Annotated in this window: 17 protein-coding genes; 8 read left to right on the top strand and 9 right to left on the bottom strand. The window is 61.8% G+C overall.

Features of this window, described 5'->3' with window-relative positions:
* Positions 1–60 precede the first annotated feature (60 nt).
* Entirely contained in the window at positions 61–1,563 is a 1,503-nt protein-coding gene (locus tag HX824_RS29360) for an APC family permease (RefSeq protein WP_087695002.1), read from the bottom strand.
* Entirely contained in the window at positions 1,560–2,822 is a 1,263-nt protein-coding gene (locus tag HX824_RS29355) for an aspartate aminotransferase family protein (RefSeq protein WP_177055787.1), read from the bottom strand. Before HX824_RS29355 ends, HX824_RS29360 begins: the two co-directional genes overlap by 4 nt.
* 224 nt (positions 2,823–3,046) lie before the next feature.
* Here HX824_RS29355 and HX824_RS29350 point away from each other — a divergent pair, with 224 nt between their 5' ends.
* Positions 3,047–4,231, top strand: a complete 1,185-nt coding sequence (locus tag HX824_RS29350) for a DUF2252 family protein (RefSeq protein ID WP_102604955.1) — start codon at positions 3,047–3,049, stop codon at positions 4,229–4,231.
* A 140-nt stretch (positions 4,232–4,371) separates the two neighbouring features.
* Here HX824_RS29350 and yghX read toward each other — a convergent pair whose 3' ends face one another.
* Both yghX and HX824_RS29340 read right to left on the bottom strand, forming a co-directional pair.
* On the bottom strand, positions 4,372–5,259 hold the full coding sequence (gene yghX / locus HX824_RS29345; RefSeq protein ID WP_003215079.1) for a YghX family hydrolase: 888 nt from the start codon (positions 5,257–5,259) through the stop codon (positions 4,372–4,374).
* Between the two features lie 44 nt (positions 5,260–5,303).
* Positions 5,304–5,798 carry a PaaI family thioesterase gene (locus tag HX824_RS29340; RefSeq protein ID WP_003215081.1) on the bottom strand — a complete coding sequence of 165 codons (495 nt, stop codon included), beginning with the start codon at positions 5,796–5,798 and terminating at the stop codon, positions 5,304–5,306.
* Positions 5,799–5,916: 118 nt separating this feature from the next.
* Between HX824_RS29340 and HX824_RS29335 the strand changes: the two genes are divergently transcribed.
* Positions 5,917–6,471: a YceI family protein gene (locus HX824_RS29335; protein WP_032899495.1), complete on the top strand. Its 555-nt coding sequence runs from the start codon at positions 5,917–5,919 to the stop codon at positions 6,469–6,471.
* Positions 6,472–6,474: 3 nt separating this feature from the next.
* Here HX824_RS29335 and HX824_RS29330 read toward each other — a convergent pair whose 3' ends face one another.
* On the bottom strand, positions 6,475–7,365 hold the full coding sequence (locus HX824_RS29330; protein ID WP_177055785.1) for a DMT family transporter: 891 nt from the start codon (positions 7,363–7,365) through the stop codon (positions 6,475–6,477).
* A 91-nt stretch (positions 7,366–7,456) separates the two neighbouring features.
* Between HX824_RS29330 and HX824_RS29325 the strand changes: the two genes are divergently transcribed.
* The gene (locus HX824_RS29325) at positions 7,457–8,785 is read left to right on the top strand and encodes a PLP-dependent aminotransferase family protein (RefSeq protein ID WP_177055782.1); all 1,329 of its coding nucleotides are present in this window, start codon (positions 7,457–7,459) and stop codon (positions 8,783–8,785) included.
* 138 nt (positions 8,786–8,923) lie between these two features.
* Here the strand turns inward: HX824_RS29325 and HX824_RS29320 are convergent, their stop codons facing one another.
* Entirely contained in the window at positions 8,924–9,355 is a 432-nt protein-coding gene (locus tag HX824_RS29320; protein ID WP_003215089.1) for a nuclear transport factor 2 family protein, read from the bottom strand.
* Between the two features lie 255 nt (positions 9,356–9,610).
* Here HX824_RS29320 and HX824_RS29315 point away from each other — a divergent pair, with 255 nt between their 5' ends.
* Positions 9,611–10,081 carry a RidA family protein gene (locus tag HX824_RS29315; RefSeq protein ID WP_003215091.1) on the top strand — a complete coding sequence of 157 codons (471 nt, stop codon included), beginning with the start codon at positions 9,611–9,613 and terminating at the stop codon, positions 10,079–10,081.
* 6 nt (positions 10,082–10,087) lie between these two features.
* On the top strand, positions 10,088–10,810 hold the full coding sequence (locus HX824_RS29310; RefSeq protein WP_003215093.1) for a CPBP family intramembrane glutamic endopeptidase: 723 nt from the start codon (positions 10,088–10,090) through the stop codon (positions 10,808–10,810).
* Between the two features lie 6 nt (positions 10,811–10,816).
* Here the strand turns inward: HX824_RS29310 and HX824_RS29305 are convergent, their stop codons facing one another.
* Positions 10,817–11,182: a hypothetical protein gene (locus HX824_RS29305; RefSeq protein ID WP_177055780.1), complete on the bottom strand. Its 366-nt coding sequence runs from the start codon at positions 11,180–11,182 to the stop codon at positions 10,817–10,819.
* A gap of 288 nt (positions 11,183–11,470) precedes the next feature.
* On the opposite strand from HX824_RS29305, the gene HX824_RS29300 reads away from it, so the two are divergent.
* On the top strand, positions 11,471–11,887 hold the full coding sequence (locus tag HX824_RS29300; RefSeq protein ID WP_003215097.1) for a hypothetical protein: 417 nt from the start codon (positions 11,471–11,473) through the stop codon (positions 11,885–11,887).
* An 18-nt stretch (positions 11,888–11,905) separates the two neighbouring features.
* Here HX824_RS29300 and HX824_RS29295 read toward each other — a convergent pair whose 3' ends face one another.
* On the bottom strand, positions 11,906–12,715 hold the full coding sequence (locus HX824_RS29295) for a helix-turn-helix domain-containing protein (RefSeq protein WP_174717786.1): 810 nt from the start codon (positions 12,713–12,715) through the stop codon (positions 11,906–11,908).
* 116 nt (positions 12,716–12,831) lie between these two features.
* On the opposite strand from HX824_RS29295, the gene HX824_RS29290 reads away from it, so the two are divergent.
* Together HX824_RS29290 and HX824_RS29285 are read left to right on the top strand one after the other, a co-directional pair.
* Positions 12,832–13,149 carry a DUF2834 domain-containing protein gene (locus HX824_RS29290; protein WP_003215101.1) on the top strand — a complete coding sequence of 106 codons (318 nt, stop codon included), beginning with the start codon at positions 12,832–12,834 and terminating at the stop codon, positions 13,147–13,149.
* Positions 13,149–13,571: an MAPEG family protein gene (locus HX824_RS29285; protein WP_003215104.1), complete on the top strand. Its 423-nt coding sequence runs from the start codon at positions 13,149–13,151 to the stop codon at positions 13,569–13,571. Before HX824_RS29290 ends, HX824_RS29285 begins: the two co-directional genes overlap by 1 nt.
* Here the strand turns inward: HX824_RS29285 and HX824_RS29280 are convergent.
* Positions 13,561–14,484: a sugar ABC transporter substrate-binding protein gene (locus HX824_RS29280; protein ID WP_008436286.1), complete on the bottom strand. Its 924-nt coding sequence runs from the start codon at positions 14,482–14,484 to the stop codon at positions 13,561–13,563. The genes HX824_RS29285 and HX824_RS29280 overlap by 11 nt on opposite strands.
* Positions 14,485–14,525 lie beyond the last annotated feature (41 nt).

Here is a 14,525-nt window from a genome sequence, read left to right as displayed (position 1 = left end):
TGAAGGTGACAAGACAAAACCCCGGCGTCCGGGGTTTTGTTGTTTGGCTGCAATCAGCGGCTAGTGGTCGAGCAATTTGCCGCTCGGCCCGGCGGTGCCATTGTTAAGGCGCGTGCGCAGCGAAAACAACCACCACAGCACGCCGACCCCGAGTGTAACCCCGGTGGTGATGGCGCCGGTGTGGCTTTCTTCGGGCACGCTCAGGGTCAGGATCACCGCGATGGCCCACAGGCCGCCGAGGACGATCATCGGCAACAACCACTTGCCCAGGCTGAACACCCCCGCAGGCGCCCCCGGCATCCGGCCATTTTTATAGGCCAGGTACGCGGCAATCAGTGTCAGCAGGTAGGTGCAGTAGTAGGTCAGGCCGACCATCGAGTAGATCGCCGTGACAAACCCGCCGCTCGCCAGGTTCAGCAGCACGGCAATGGCGGTGATCAGCACGATGGCGGCGACCGGCGTACCGAAGTGCGGGTTGATCTTCGCCAGCACCTTGGAGCCCGGCAGCATGTTGTCCCGGGACAGGGCGAAGGTCATGCGCGTGGCCACCGCCATGTTGGCGATGAGGCAGGCGAGGATCGAGGCGAAGGCGATCACGATCATGCCCACGCCGGCGGCGTTGCCCAGTTGCAGGCGCACGATATTGATCACCGGGTTTTCGCTGTGGCTGAGCAGCTCGCTGACCGACCCCGGGATCGCAATGCTCAGCAAGGCGAACACCACGAAGCCCAATACACTGGACACCAGCACCGCACGAATCATCGCCCGGGGCGCGGCGCGGCGTGGGTCCTTGGTTTCCTCGGACAGGTCGGCGGCGCCCTCCCAGCCCAGTAGCACCGAGACCGGCAGCAAGGTGGCGAGGGCGAGGGTGGTGAAGCTGAGGGTGCCGCCGCTGACCGGTTGTGCGGAGGTCAGGATCGCCACGCCCTGGGTGTGCTCGAAGAAGAAAAACACCCCAAAGAACAACGCAATCGCCAGCAGCACCGTGCCGATGATTTCGATGATCGCGCCGATGTCGTTGATCCGCGTGGCCAGGCGAATCCCGCAGATGTTCAGCAGGCCTACCACCAGCGTGGCACCGATGCTCAGGCCCTGGATCTGGCCCTGTGTCGGGTTGGCCCAGATCTCCGGCGCGAACACCGTGCCGATGGCCGCCGAGGTGGCGGCTGTACCGGCGACAAACGAGGTGAACGCGACCCAGCCGGTAAACCAGCCGAAGTGATTGCCCGCCAACCGGCTGGACCATTGGTAGGCGTAGCCGGTAAGCGGAATGCGCCCGGCCAGGTGGCAGTAGACCATGACGATGCAGCACACCAGCGGGATCACCAGCAGCCACAAAAGGATGCCGATACCGCCGACGCGGTTGAACGGGTCGGCGAACAGCGTGACCACCCCGGTGTTGATCGAGACCATGGAAAAGGCCAGGGCAAACGAGGTGAACGAACTCATGGTGCGGTGCATCTTTTGCTCGTAGCCGAGGCTGGCCAGGTCGGCGTCGTCGCTGGACAGCGGGGCCTGGGCATTCGGCGGGGCGGTCACGGTGTTTTCAACGAATGTGCTCATGGCCGTTGCTCCTCGATGATGCCGATCACCTCGTCCAGCACATCGAGGGCCTTGGCCAGCAACGGGCGTTCGATATCCAGAGGAGGCTTGACCTTGATCAGGTTACCCAGCCCGGCGTAGCGGCTTTCGCCAAACAATACGCCGCGCTCCACCCCAAGGCGATACACCTCCTGGGATTCCCGGCAGGCCGGTTCCTTGGTGGTGCGGTCCTTGACCAGCTCGATGGACGCCATCAGCCCGGGGCAGCGCACGTCGCCGATCAGCGGGTGGCGGGTTTGCATGTCCTTGAGGCGGGCGGTGATGTAGTCGCCGGAGTCGCGGGCCTTTTCGCAGAGGTTGTCGGCGACGATCGCTTTCACCGTGGCGTAGCCGGCGGCCAGCGAGACCGGGAAGTGGCCGAAGGTCAGGGCTTCTTCACCTTCGTCGAACCACTTGAGCTTGTCATCGGCGAGGATCCCGGCCAGCGGGAAGCCGCCGCCGACGCCTTTGCCGAACACGATGATGTCGGGCAGCACGTCGTAATAGTCCGCAGCGAACATCGTGCCCATGCGCCCGAAACCGGTCTGCACTTCATCAAAAATCAGCAGCACGCCTAAGCGGTCGCAGATCTCGCGCACGCCTTTGTAGTAGGAGCGGGGGAACTCGATATGCCCGCCATTGCCCTGGATCGGTTCCATCATCACTGCTGCCACGCCACCGTCGACGCCCTTGAGGATGGTTTCTTCCAGCAGGCCAAGGCACAGCTGCGACTCGGTTTCCGGGTCCATGCCCAGACGCGTACGGTACGGGTTGGGGTGGGGGACGCGGGTGAAACGTGGCTGGATCGCCAGGAACGGATTGTTCGGATGCGGCCAACTGGCGCCGAGGGTGGCCAGGGAGCGGCCGTGGTAGCCGTCCTGCAGCACCAGCAGGTTCTGTGCGCCGGGGCGGTTCTTGAAAGCCAGTTTCATCGCCATTTCACCGGCGAGGCTGCCATGCAGGGCAAAGCCCATCTGGTTGAGGGCGCCCGGGGAGACCTCCCGCAGCTTCTTCACCAGCCGGGTGTGGGCCGGTGAGCCAAAGTTGGGGCGGATGTGAGTCATTTCGCGCAATTGCGCAACGGCGGCTTCCACCACCCGGGGGTCATTGGCCCCCAAATTGTTCGACCAGGCCTGAGCGGTACAGTCGATGTATTCCTTGCCCTGATCGTCCCATACCAGCGAGCCTCGGGCCTTGACCAGGTTGATCTTGGCGGGTGCGGTGTTCATCACTTCATTCATCTGCGTTATCTCTTTTGTTAGGGCGGCAGTGTTTGGGGATGTGTGCAGTTAGGGTTGTGACTCGCTGCATCGAGTTGACCCGATGCTAGTCCCGGGGACGGGAGGAATAGAAAGACCGATTGCAGTGGGATTGATTGGCGTGGCTTATTAATAGAATCCTCTGAAACAAAATGAAACATTTGTCGCGGGCCAGCCTCTACCGTATCTCCACGACGAGTACTTCTATGAAAATTCCGCGTCCCTCTTCGCGAATGCCCCACCTCACGCAACTGCGCAACCTGAAGATGGCGCGCTCCGCCCACGCCTATGTGCGGGGCAGTACGGTTCAGTTTTACGAGTGGCTGCACAGCCAGCGCGGCCGGCGCTTGCCCCACGGGCCGGCGATCTGGATCTGCGGCGACTGCCACGCCGGTAACCTTGGGCCCACGGGCGATACCAAGGGCCGGATCGACATGCATATCCGTGACCTTGACCAGGCGGTGATCGGCAATCCGGCCCATGACCTGGTGCGCCTGGCCTTGTCCCTGGCCACCGCTGCGCGGGGGTCGGACCTGCCGGGGGTGACCACCGCGCGCATGCTTGAAGAGATGATGGTAGGCTACGCGCAGGCGTTTAAAGACAAGCCCGACGAGGCACCGCCGCGCCCGTCCCAGGTCAAGGCCGGGATGCGCAGTGCGGTGGAGCGCACCTGGAAGAATCTGGCTCGCGAACGTATTGAAAACACCCGGCCGACAATTCCATTGGGCAAGCATTTCTGGTCGTTGTCGCGGGCGGAAAAATCAGCCCTTGAAACGTTGTGCGCGTCGGATGAAATCCACCGGCTGGTGACTTCGCTCAAAGGCCGCTCCAACGACGCCGAGGTTGAGCTGCTGGACTCGGCCTATTGGGTCAAGGGTTGCAGCTCCCTTGGGTTGCTGCGTTATGCGGTGTTGCTGGGAGTAGGGGACAAGTCTGATCAGGAATACTGCCTGCTCGACATCAAGGAAGCGGTAGGCGCTGCGGCGCCGCGTGCGGCTCGGGCAAAAATGCCTCGGGATAACGGCCGGCGGGTGGTGGAGGGCGCGCGGCACCTGTCACCGGCGTTGGGGGAGCGGATGTTGGCCACGCGGTTTCTGGATCACGGGTTTTTCATCCGCGAACTGCTGCCCCAGGACATGAAGCTGGAGCTGGATGAGCTGAGCGAGATTGATGCGATGCACGCGGCCGGGTACCTGGCGCGGGTGGTCGGCGTGGCTCATGCGCGGCAGATGGACCGGGATACGCGCAAGGACTGGATGGCGCTGTTGCAAGAGAATCGCTCCAGGCAACTGGATGCGCCTTCGTGGCTGTGGACCAGTGTGGTGCAGTTGGTGGGGAGCCATGAGGAAGGGTATTTGAATCATTGCCGGCGGTATGCGCTGGAGCACTGACCTCAAGAAAGCTGAAAGTCCCCTGTGGGAGCGGGCTTGCTCGCGAAAGGGGTGGGTCAGTCAAACATCTGCTGACTGACACACCGCTTTCGCGAGCAAGCCCGCTCCCACATGAGTTGGGTGGTGTTTTGGAGGGCGGGTTACACCAGGTATTTCTTGAACCAGCCCAACGTCCGCTCCCACGCCAGATTCGCCGCCGCCTCGTCATACCTCGGCGTCGAATCATTGTGGAAGCCGTGGTTGGCGCCCTTGTAGATAAACGCCTCATAGGTCGTGCCGGCCGCCTTCAACGCTTTCTCATACGCCGGCCAGCCCTCATTGATCCGCGTATCCAGCTCACCGTAATGCAACATGATCGGTGCCTTGATCCGTGGCACATCCTTGGCTTCCGGCTGGCGCCCATAAAACGACACCGCCGCACCCAGCTCCGGATAAGCCACGGCCGCCGCATTCGTCACGCCGCCGCCATAACAGAACCCGGTAATGCCCACCTTGCCGGTGCTTGCATCGTGGTGCATCAACCATTCGATGGCCGCGAAAAAGTCGTTCATCAGCTTCTCGGGATCGACTTTCTGTTGCAACTCCACACCTTTCTCATCATTGCCGGGATAGCCACCCACCGAGGTCAGGCCATCCGGCGCCAGGGCAATGAATCCGGCCTTGGCCAACCGACGGGCGACGTCTTCGATATACGGGTTCAACCCCCGGTTCTCATGCACCACCACCACCGCCGGCACCTTGCCGCTGGCCTTGGCCGGGCGCACCAGGTAGCCGCGCACCGTGCCGTTGCCCTTGGGTGACGGGTAGGTGATGTAGTCGGCGACGATCTCCGGGTCGGTGAATTTCACCTGCTCGGCCAGGGCGTAGTTGGGGCTCAGGGCGGCGAGCAGGGCCGAGGCCGTCAGCCCGCCGAAGGTGAACAGTGCTGCGCGGTCGAGAAATTCCCGGCGGTTGATCTTGCCGTGGGCGTAGCCATCGTAAAGCTCCAGCAGTTCAGGGGCGAAGTCTTTGGCGGTCAGACGAGTCATCGGTAGCGTCCTCGATTAGCGGTGGGACTGAATGTAGACCAGTATCAGGCTTCCCGGCCATGGGCCGCGGCGGCCAGTTGCCCGGTGTCGACCCGCACGAAGACCGAATCGCCAATCGCCGTCAGCACGCCATCGGCGTACACCTCGCACACCACGCGGCTTTTGCGCCCCACGTCACCTTCGACTCTTGCGCGCAAGGTCAGCGGCACGCCCATCGGTGTCGGCTTGATGAATTTGATTCCCAGGTTGCCGGTGACGCAGTCGATACGCGGCAGGCTGCCGGGTTCGCGTTGCTCGGACCGGTAGTGGTAGGCCATGGCGGTCCAGTTCGAGTGGCAGTCCACCAGCATCGCGATCAGACCGCCATAGACCAGGTCTGGCCAGCCGCTGTATCGGGCGTCGGGCTGGTGCTCGGCGATCACGTGGATGCCGTCGGCGTCCCAGCGACTCTTGATGTGCAGCCCGTGGGGGTTGCTGCTGCCGCAGCCATAACAGACGCCTTCGGGGGCGGTGGTGTCTTGCAGGGAAAGCGCGGGCATCGTGGCTCCTTGTTGTTTGGGTTCCGTCGAGGCACGAGCCTAATGCCAGGCGCGTGAATAAATCCAGCGCCTACGCTGTTAGCAGTGCACAGCGTGTTCATTCCCGGTTGAGAATCCCATGAAATCTCGATTGCCAGCGGTCGTCCTTGCCCTCGCCACCTTGTCTAACGCGTACGCCGTGGAATACACCGACGTGAATCCGACGGCCAGCACCATCAGCTTCACCTATGACCAGATGGGCCAAGAGGTGTACGGCACGTTTGGCACCTATTCGGCGACCCTGAATTTCGACACGCAAAACCCGGCTGCCGCCAGCACCGTACTGACCATCCAGCTGCCGAGTATCAATGCCGGCAGCGACGACGCCAACACCGAGCTGCCCAAGCCCGGCTGGTTCGACATGACGACCTACCCGGTGGGCACCTTCACCTCGACCCACATCACTGACCTGGGCGACAACCGTTACCTGTTCAGCGGCAACCTGACCCTCAAGGGCCAGACCCGGCCGGTGGAGGTCAAGGTGGCCCTCAAGGAGCAGAGCGGCATTGGCGTGTTCGACGGCGAATTCGTGCTAAAGCGCGATGACTTCAGGATCGGCGCGGGGGAGTGGGCGGACAGCGTGGTGTCCAATGCGATTGTCATCAAGTTCAAGATGGTTGCGCCTGAGCGCTGATGGCTAGCGGGCGAACTTCTTGGCCCCCGCCACGCACGCAATCACCGCGACGGTCACCCCCAGCATGCCCAGGCTCACCTGCTCATGCAGCAGCGTGGCCGCCAGTGCCAGGCCGAAAAACGGTTGCAGCAACTGCAATTGCCCGACGGCGGCAATGCCGCCCTGGGCCAGCCCGCGGTACCAGAACACAAACCCGATCAGCATGCTGAACAGCGACACATAGGCCAGGCTCAGCCAGGCCGGCAGGCTGATGCTCACGAAAGTGCCCGGGGCGAGGATCGCCGTCAGCGGGGCCACAATCGGCAGCGCGATCACCAGCGCCCAGCAGATCACCTGCCAGCCACCCAGGGTGCGTGAGAGCCTGGCCCCTTCGGCATAACCGAGGCCGCACACCAGGATTGCCAACAGCATCAGCAAATCCCCGGCGGGCGCAGCGCTCAGGCCTTGGGCAACCGCGTAGCCCACCACCAGCAGGCTGCCCAGGATCGAAAACAGCCAGAACACCAACTTGGGCCGCTCGCCGCCGCGCCATACGCCGAAGACCGCAGTGGCTAACGGCAGCAGGCCGACAAATACGATGGAATGGGCACTGGTGACGTACTGCAAGGCCAGTGCGGTGAGCAAAGGAAAGCCGATCACCACGCCCAGCGCGACGATTGCCAGGGGCAGCAACTGACTGCGGGCCGGGGTTTTTTCCTTGAACAGCCACAGCAGGCACAGGCCGAGCAGGGCGGCGATGGTGGCGCGGGCGACGGTCAGGAATACCGGATCGAACTCCAGCACCGCCAGGCGCGTGGCCGGCAGCGAGCCGCTGAAGATCACCACGCCGATCAAACCGTTGATCCAGCCTCTGGCGTTGTTTTCCCGGGTGTTGAGGTGGGTGGTTCGTTCCATGGGTGTAGGGCTCGATAGGGATAAGTTGCGTCCTGCGCATCCTATGATTCACTATCAAGACAATCAAAAAATTGTCATGGATACATCGCCTATGCCCCGCGCCCGCTACAAGACATTGGTGGACACCTTCGCCCGGGATATCCGTTCGGGCGCGCTGGCGGCGGGCACCCGGTTGCCGACGCACCGCCAGTTGGCCGCCAGCCATGGCCTGGCGCTGGTCACGGCCAGCCGGGTGTACACCGAGCTGGAGGCCATGGGCCTGGTCAGTGGTGAAACCGGGCGCGGAACCTTTGTGCGGGAAATCGCGTTGTCGCCGGGGCAGGGCGTCGGCCAGATCGCGGTGGCGGCGGGCATGATCGATCTCAACTTCAACTACCCGTCGCTGCCGGGCCAGACCGACCTGCTGCGCACCGCATTGCGCCAGTTGGCGTTGTCCGGCGACCTGGCGGCGCTGCTGCGCTATCAGCCTCACGCCGGTCGGCTGCATGAGCGGGCAGCGGTGGCGCGTCATCTGCTGAGTCGTGGGTTGACGGTGCAGGCCGAGCAGGTGCTGATCGTCAGCGGTGCCCAGCATGGGCTGGCGGTGACCATGATGTCGCTGCTCAGGCCCGGCGATGTGGTGGCGGTGGATGCGTTAACCTATTCCGGGTTCAAGGTACTGGCCGAGACGCTGCACCTGGAAATCGTCGCGATCCCGGTGACCGCGACGGGGCCCGACTTGGCCTATCTTGAACAACTCTGCGCCCGGCGCCCGGTACGCGCCGTGTACAGCATGCCGACCCTGCATAACCCGTTGGGTTGGGTGATGAGCAGGGAGCAGCGCGAGCACCTGGTGGCGATTGCCCGCCAGCATGATTTGATCCTGATCGAGGATGCTGCCTACGCGTTTTTAGCCGAGGACCCGCCGCCGCCGGTGGCCGAGCTGGCACCGGAACGCACGGTGTATGTGTCGGGGCTTTCCAAGAGCGTTGCCACCGGCCTGCGGGTGGGTTTTGTCGCCGCTCCGCAGCAGTGGATGGCGGCGCTGGAACGTACGGTCATGGCCACCACCTGGAACACCCCGGGGGTGATGACTGCGGTGGCTGCCGCGTGGATCGACGACGGCACGGTGCTGCAGCTTGAAGCGCAAAAACGTAAGGACGCCCAGGCGCGCCAGGCGGTGGCCGATGAGGTGTTGGCGGGCTTGAATGTTATCCGCCATCCGTCTTCGTATTTCTTGTGGTTGCCGTTGCCGGAAGATGCCCGCGCCGATCAGATCACCATGGCGCTGGCACGGGAAAATATCTCGGTGTCCACGGCCGAGCCGTTTGCCGTCTCGGCCCACGTGCCCCATGCCTTGCGAGTGGCGCTGGGGTCGGTGGACCGGGAGGTGCTGCGCGAGGCGTTGGTGAAAGTGCGCTGGGCGGTGGAGGCGTGCTAGGGGGCCGGATCGTTCCCACGCTCTGCGTGGGAACGCCGCCTTGGACGCTCCGCGTCCCGCTGTAGATTTGCGCGATAGTGACGCAGAGCGTCACCGGATGCATTCCCACGCAGAGCGTGGGAACGATCCAGGCGGGACTCAGAACTTGTAGGCCTGGCGCCCGATCAGCAGCCATTTGCCTTTCTGCTTCTGCCAGACCTGGAAGTTTTCAATTTCGGTGGGCACCTCGACGCCACTGTTCACCGCCTGTGCGGAAAAGTGGTTGCGCACCAGGGCGGTGTCGCCATTGAGGGTGATGGTCTGTTTCTGCATTTCCAGGGTCTTGAAACCACTTCTGCCGGTTTCAATGTCGGCGATAAATTCCTGCTTGTTCTGGACCTTGCCGCTGGAATGGCCGTAGGTGAGGTTGTTCGCGGTGAGGGCCTGCAGTTGCGGGATGTCCTTGTGCAGCATGGCCTGGGTCAGGTGATCGACCGCAGCGGCTACATCCTTGTCACTTGCGGCGGGCGCGGCGGCCGCGTAGCCGCTGAACAGGCACAGAAAACCAATCAGAACCTTGACGTTTTGCATGGGTATTTCCTTGTTGTTGTGGGTACTGGGACGACTCGGACTGTGGTTTTAAGTCGTCGTACAACCATGCCGTATTTACCGGGATAAAGGAAAGTGAAATTTGTTCTTGGCTAGAAGATAAGCGCTGTTTGCCAGTATTGGTTGTCGTATCACTTGCGAAATAGCGGTCGGCACTTCCCGTGGAAATGGCACATGGCTATGCTGTGGCCGGCGATTTCATGGCGTGGATTCGCAACGACTGAGGAAAACAAAAAAATGACACCGGATCAAAAGTACGCGGCGGCCATGGTGCGCCTGGGTTATCAACTCAACGAGTTCAAGATCGGCGGCAACTACACGCCGCTGCTGAGGGACGGCAATCACGTCTACATCAGTGGCCAGATTCCGCGGGTGGGTGACGCCATCGTGTTGCCCGGCAAGGTCGGCGAAAGCCTCAGCCTGGCCGACGCACAGATTGCCGCGGGCGTCAGCGCACTGCGTTGCCTGGGCTTGCTCAAGCAGGCACTGGGTTCGCTGGATCAGGTCAAGGCGATCCTCAAGATCAATGTGTACGTGCGCAGCGCGGATGACTTCGACCAGCAAAGCGAAGTCGCCAACGGTGCGTCGGACCTGTTGAACGAGATCCTGGGGGCCGCAGGATCCCATACGCGCACCTCGGTGGGCGTGCTGCAATTGCCCAAGGGCGCGGCCGTGGAAATCGACATGATCGCCGTGGCACGGGACTGAAACCGGGTGATCGCCGAGGCGTTTGCGGTACTGGTCCACTATGGAATCTACCTGCTCCCGGGACTGATCCTGTTTGGCCTGTGGTTTGGTCTCACGCCAAAAACATTGCCGGGCTTGCGCATCGTTATCCTGCTGCTGGCCTTTGTGCTGATGCGCGATGCGATGACGCCACTGGGCATGTGGTCGCTGAGCCGCGAGGTGCAGATCGAATTCACGGCCAACCCGTGGGTGCTGGCCGCGCTGGGCGGGTTATCCCTTGGGCTGATTGCCCTGCTCGCGCGCCTGGCACCGGAGTTGTGGCAACTGACGGTGCTGTTCAAGGGCAATCGTTGGGCGGGCCTGGCGGTGGGACTCGGGGCCGGGTGTCTGATCGGCCTGCCATTGCGGCTGTATCAAGGCATTGAGCCGGTTTACTGGGCCTGGCTGATGGGCATGCTGGTGCTTGCCTACTGCGCCAATGCGCTGGAAGAGGTGCTGTTTCGCGGCTTCCTGCAGGGCTATCTCGAACAGCACGTTACGCCGCTGCGTGCGGCGTTGCTCAGCGGGTTGGCGTTCGCCGCGTGCCATTCATTTCTGGCGTTGAGCGTGACGCAACTGGGCTGGCCAGTGTTGGCCTTTACCCTGATTGAAGGCGTGGCCTGCGGGCTGGTGCGGATGCGCTACGGTGTGGTGGCGGCGACGGCCACCCATGGCACGGCGATCTTGCTGATTGCCGTGCCGATGGTGTGAACCGTCTCAGGCCTGTAAATCAACGCCGATGTGGGCCTGGAGCCAGTCTTTGTAGACCGCGATGTTATCGGTCGACTGGTCGCCATTTTTCGCGGTGACAGTCTTGCCGTCCAGGCGCCCGATATCGAGCAGGTACTGAAGACCGTTGGCCACATGGGTGGCGTCGCTTTTGCTGAGTGACTGAACATCGGGCAGTTCGACGGCGTTGCCTTTATCGTCGAAGGTCGCCCATGAAGGGTTGGCCCTGGCGGTGGCAACGGTTTGCGCGGTCGAGCGCACTTGCTCCTGATAGCTGGCTTCCAGCTTGGTCTTGATCTCGGGCGTGGCGTTGGTGACTTCAATCCTCCCGGCCCGCAGGGTGCCGTTTTCCATGGATTGTGTAAAAGTCTTCTGTCCCAGCGCTAACAGACTTGTCGTGCTTCCTATCATGGTGCCGCTCCCTTATTGGTAGCAGCAACAGAGCAAAACCCGGGCCATGTGCTGCATGCCTTGTGCGGCGCGGGCTGGGTGGTATTGCCGGGGCAGGGCGCAGGCCAGGAGTTGCCGGGGCTGGCAAAGGGTTGCCACGTCGGCTCGCGCGAGCGCATTTCAGAACGTTGGAAACTAAGTTCAGAATCTCCAGTCTGTAATAGCGTATCGCCACCTCTACAAGGAATTAACATGAAGCTTAAGGTCGTTTTGCTGGGCACGGTTTTGTTGGCTGCGCCGCTTTACCAAGCGGTTGCCGAGACGTGCAGGGCGAACAGTTATGGTGGGTCCGATTGCGAATACGACAATGGCACCTCTTCCAAGAGTCGCGCCAATAGCTACGGTGGGCAAGACACCCAATACAGCGATGGTACTTCCTCCAAGAGCCGCTCCAATAGTTATGGCGGGCAGGATATCCAATACGGTGACGGCACCTCGGCCAAGACCCGTTCCAACAGCTATGGTGGGCAAGACACTCAATACAGCGACGGCACCTCAGCCAAGAGCCGCTCCAATAGCTACGGCGGGCAAGACACCCAATACAGCAACGGCTCCTCCTCCAAGAGCCGCGCCAATAGCTATGGCGGGCAAAATACGACAAATAACTAATGGCCCCGCCGCGGCTTTCTACCTCACCAATGACCGCTCATACGCCGCGGTCATCACCTGCCACGTCTGCGCATCCGCCGGAATCAAATGCTCGATGCGCAACGACGTTACCGTGATGTCCTGAGGCATGCCGAAGGTGGTGAAGGTCGACATGAAGTTCAGCTCACCTTCACGGGAGTTGACGCGTGTCAGCACCAGTGGCGGCGGTTCATTGACCAAGGCTTCGGTACTTTGCGGGGCCGGCAGGCTGTCCAGAAGCCTGGCAAGTTCGGAGTTGCCCAACGCCTCGCGCGTCGCCCGTTGCCAGGCGATGGTGCGGATTTCGTCAGCGTTGATCAAATGATCACCCAGACCGCCAGGCTGTAGCAGGGTGACCAGCAAATTCAGCCCATCAGCCGCCTCCGGTTTGATCCCCACCAGCTCGAACAGCACCTGGGTACTGGCGTTGGCGGCGAGCACTTCCCAGTGGCTGCCCAGCACGATCGCCGGTGCAGGATTGTTCGCGTGGAGCACATGGCTGATTGCCTCGCGAATAGCCTCCATGGAGGGCGAGGAGAGCGGGGTTGCCTCATAGCGCGGGGCGAAGCCGGCAGCGAGGAACACGCTGTTGCATTGCTCCAGCGGAACCTCCAGCGCCATCAGCAAATTATGCAAGGTGCCCGGGCTCGGCTTGGCGCGCCCGGTCTCGATGCAGCTCAGGTGGCGTTGGGAAACCCCGGTGATCAGCGCCAGTTCCAGCTGGCTCAATCTGGCGTGCCGACGCAGCACGCGCAGTTGCGTGCCGGCGGTAGTGTCAGGGTTGGCGCGGGGGAAAGGTTGGCTGCTCATGGGTTGACTCTGGCCGTGCGGGTCGGTGGTGTCGATGACCTTCGAGGTCATTGAGAGGGGAACGACGTTATCACTAATGTGCAGCTTCCCGAACCGTTGTCTCCAAGGAGGAGAACATGCGCAGACCCTGGATTGCCCTGGCCGGGCTGTTGGCTTTTGCCCTGTACACATTGATCACGATGCTGATCGCCGAACAATCGCTCATGGCGTTCGGACGTGAATTGATATCGAGGCCGGATACTGCCCAGGTGGTGATTGACTTGTATCTGATGGCGGCCTTGGCGGGCGTATGGATGTACCGGGATGCGCGGGCCAGGGGCAAATCCCTGGCGTCGGTGTTGCCCTATTTACTGGTAACGGCGGTTTTCGTATCCATCGGTCCGCTGCTGTATATCGTGGTCAACGGGTTCCGCGAACCTTCAGGGGGCCGGTGATGGAGGTTTATGCGTTGTGCGTATTGGTGCTGTTCTTGAAGATGCTGGCGATCTCCTGTTACCAGGGTTTCTTTCGACTCAGATTCCGTGCATTCACTAACCACGAGGATGCAGCTTTCTTCCATCGCGATGCGAATCCCCAGGAGTTACCGCAAGTCTCCCGGGCCGAAAAGGCTTGGGCCAATGATCTGGAAAATATTCCGTTGTTCTTCATTTTGGGTGGCCTGTGCCTGGCGATGGAAACGCCAGGCACCGCTACCGCGGGGTTGTTCTGTCTGTTCACCGCTGCCCGTGTGATGCATACGGTGATGTATCTGAGCGGCCGCCAGCCCTGGCGCACCCTCGCTTATGGAGTGGGAGTGCTCTGTTTGTCGGGGCTGGCCGGTCTGCTTGGCGCTGGGCTGATAACAATCAAGGGGTGAGAAAGGCCTGATAGTTGTCCTTGGTGATCTGTTGATAGGGAATGGTCAGCTCCGCCGTGTAGGGCTGCTTCCTGATCATCTTCAGCGCCAGGTCAATCGAGCCGACGGCCTGGCCCTTGTTGTCCTGATAGGCCGTGACTACCAATAGATCTTTCTTGATCGCATCCAGGCCGGCGGGGCCGCCGTCGCTGCCGCCCACCAGGATGTCCTTGCCAGGGTGCATGCCGGCCTGGGTAATCGCCATCGCGGCACCGATAGCCATTTCATCGGCATTGGCCGCCACGGCGTCGATTTTCTTGCCCGAGACGATCCAGTTGTTCATCAGGTCCATGGCCTTGCTGCGCTGCCAGTCGGCGCTTTGTTCTTCGACGATATGGATGTTGGGGTAATCCTTCAGTACGTTTTTCACGCCCTGTGTGCGGTTGTGGGTGGCGTTGTTAGAGAGCAAGCCGAGCATGATTGCGAGGTTGCCCTTGCCGTTCATTTTTTCCGCGAGGTAGCGCATCTGAATCTCGCCCGCTTTGATCTCGTCCGAGCCGACATAACCCACCCCGGCCGGTAAGCCGGGGATGTCCGGGCGACGGTTGACGTACACCAGCGGGATACCCGCCTGCTGGGCATTCACAGTCATTTTCTGGGTAGCGGCGGTGTCGACCGCGTTGACGATAATCGCGTCCATGCCTTGGGCAGAAAAGCTCTGCACCTGGTTCAGTTGGCGCACCACATCGCCTTGGGCGTCTTCGAATTGCAGGGTCACGTCGGTGAGGTCCCTGGCGTGGGCCGCCATGTAGTCACGCATCTGGGCGAGGAACACGTCGTCCACCTGGGCGATGCTGACGCCGATGCGTGTCTCGGCGAGGGCGAGCGGGGTAACGATGAGGGTCAGGAGCAAGGTCAGCAGCTGTTTTTTCATGGTGTCAGTCCGTTTTTTTGTTGTTTTGAAAGACGTTGAAA

The sequence above is a fragment of the Pseudomonas sp. D4002 genome (genome assembly GCF_013385665.1).
In the GTDB taxonomy this organism is placed as follows: Bacteria; Pseudomonadota; Gammaproteobacteria; order Pseudomonadales; family Pseudomonadaceae; genus Aquipseudomonas.
The sequence above is the reverse complement of the archived record's forward strand: the minus strand, read 5'-3'. Positions and strand labels throughout refer to the sequence as shown.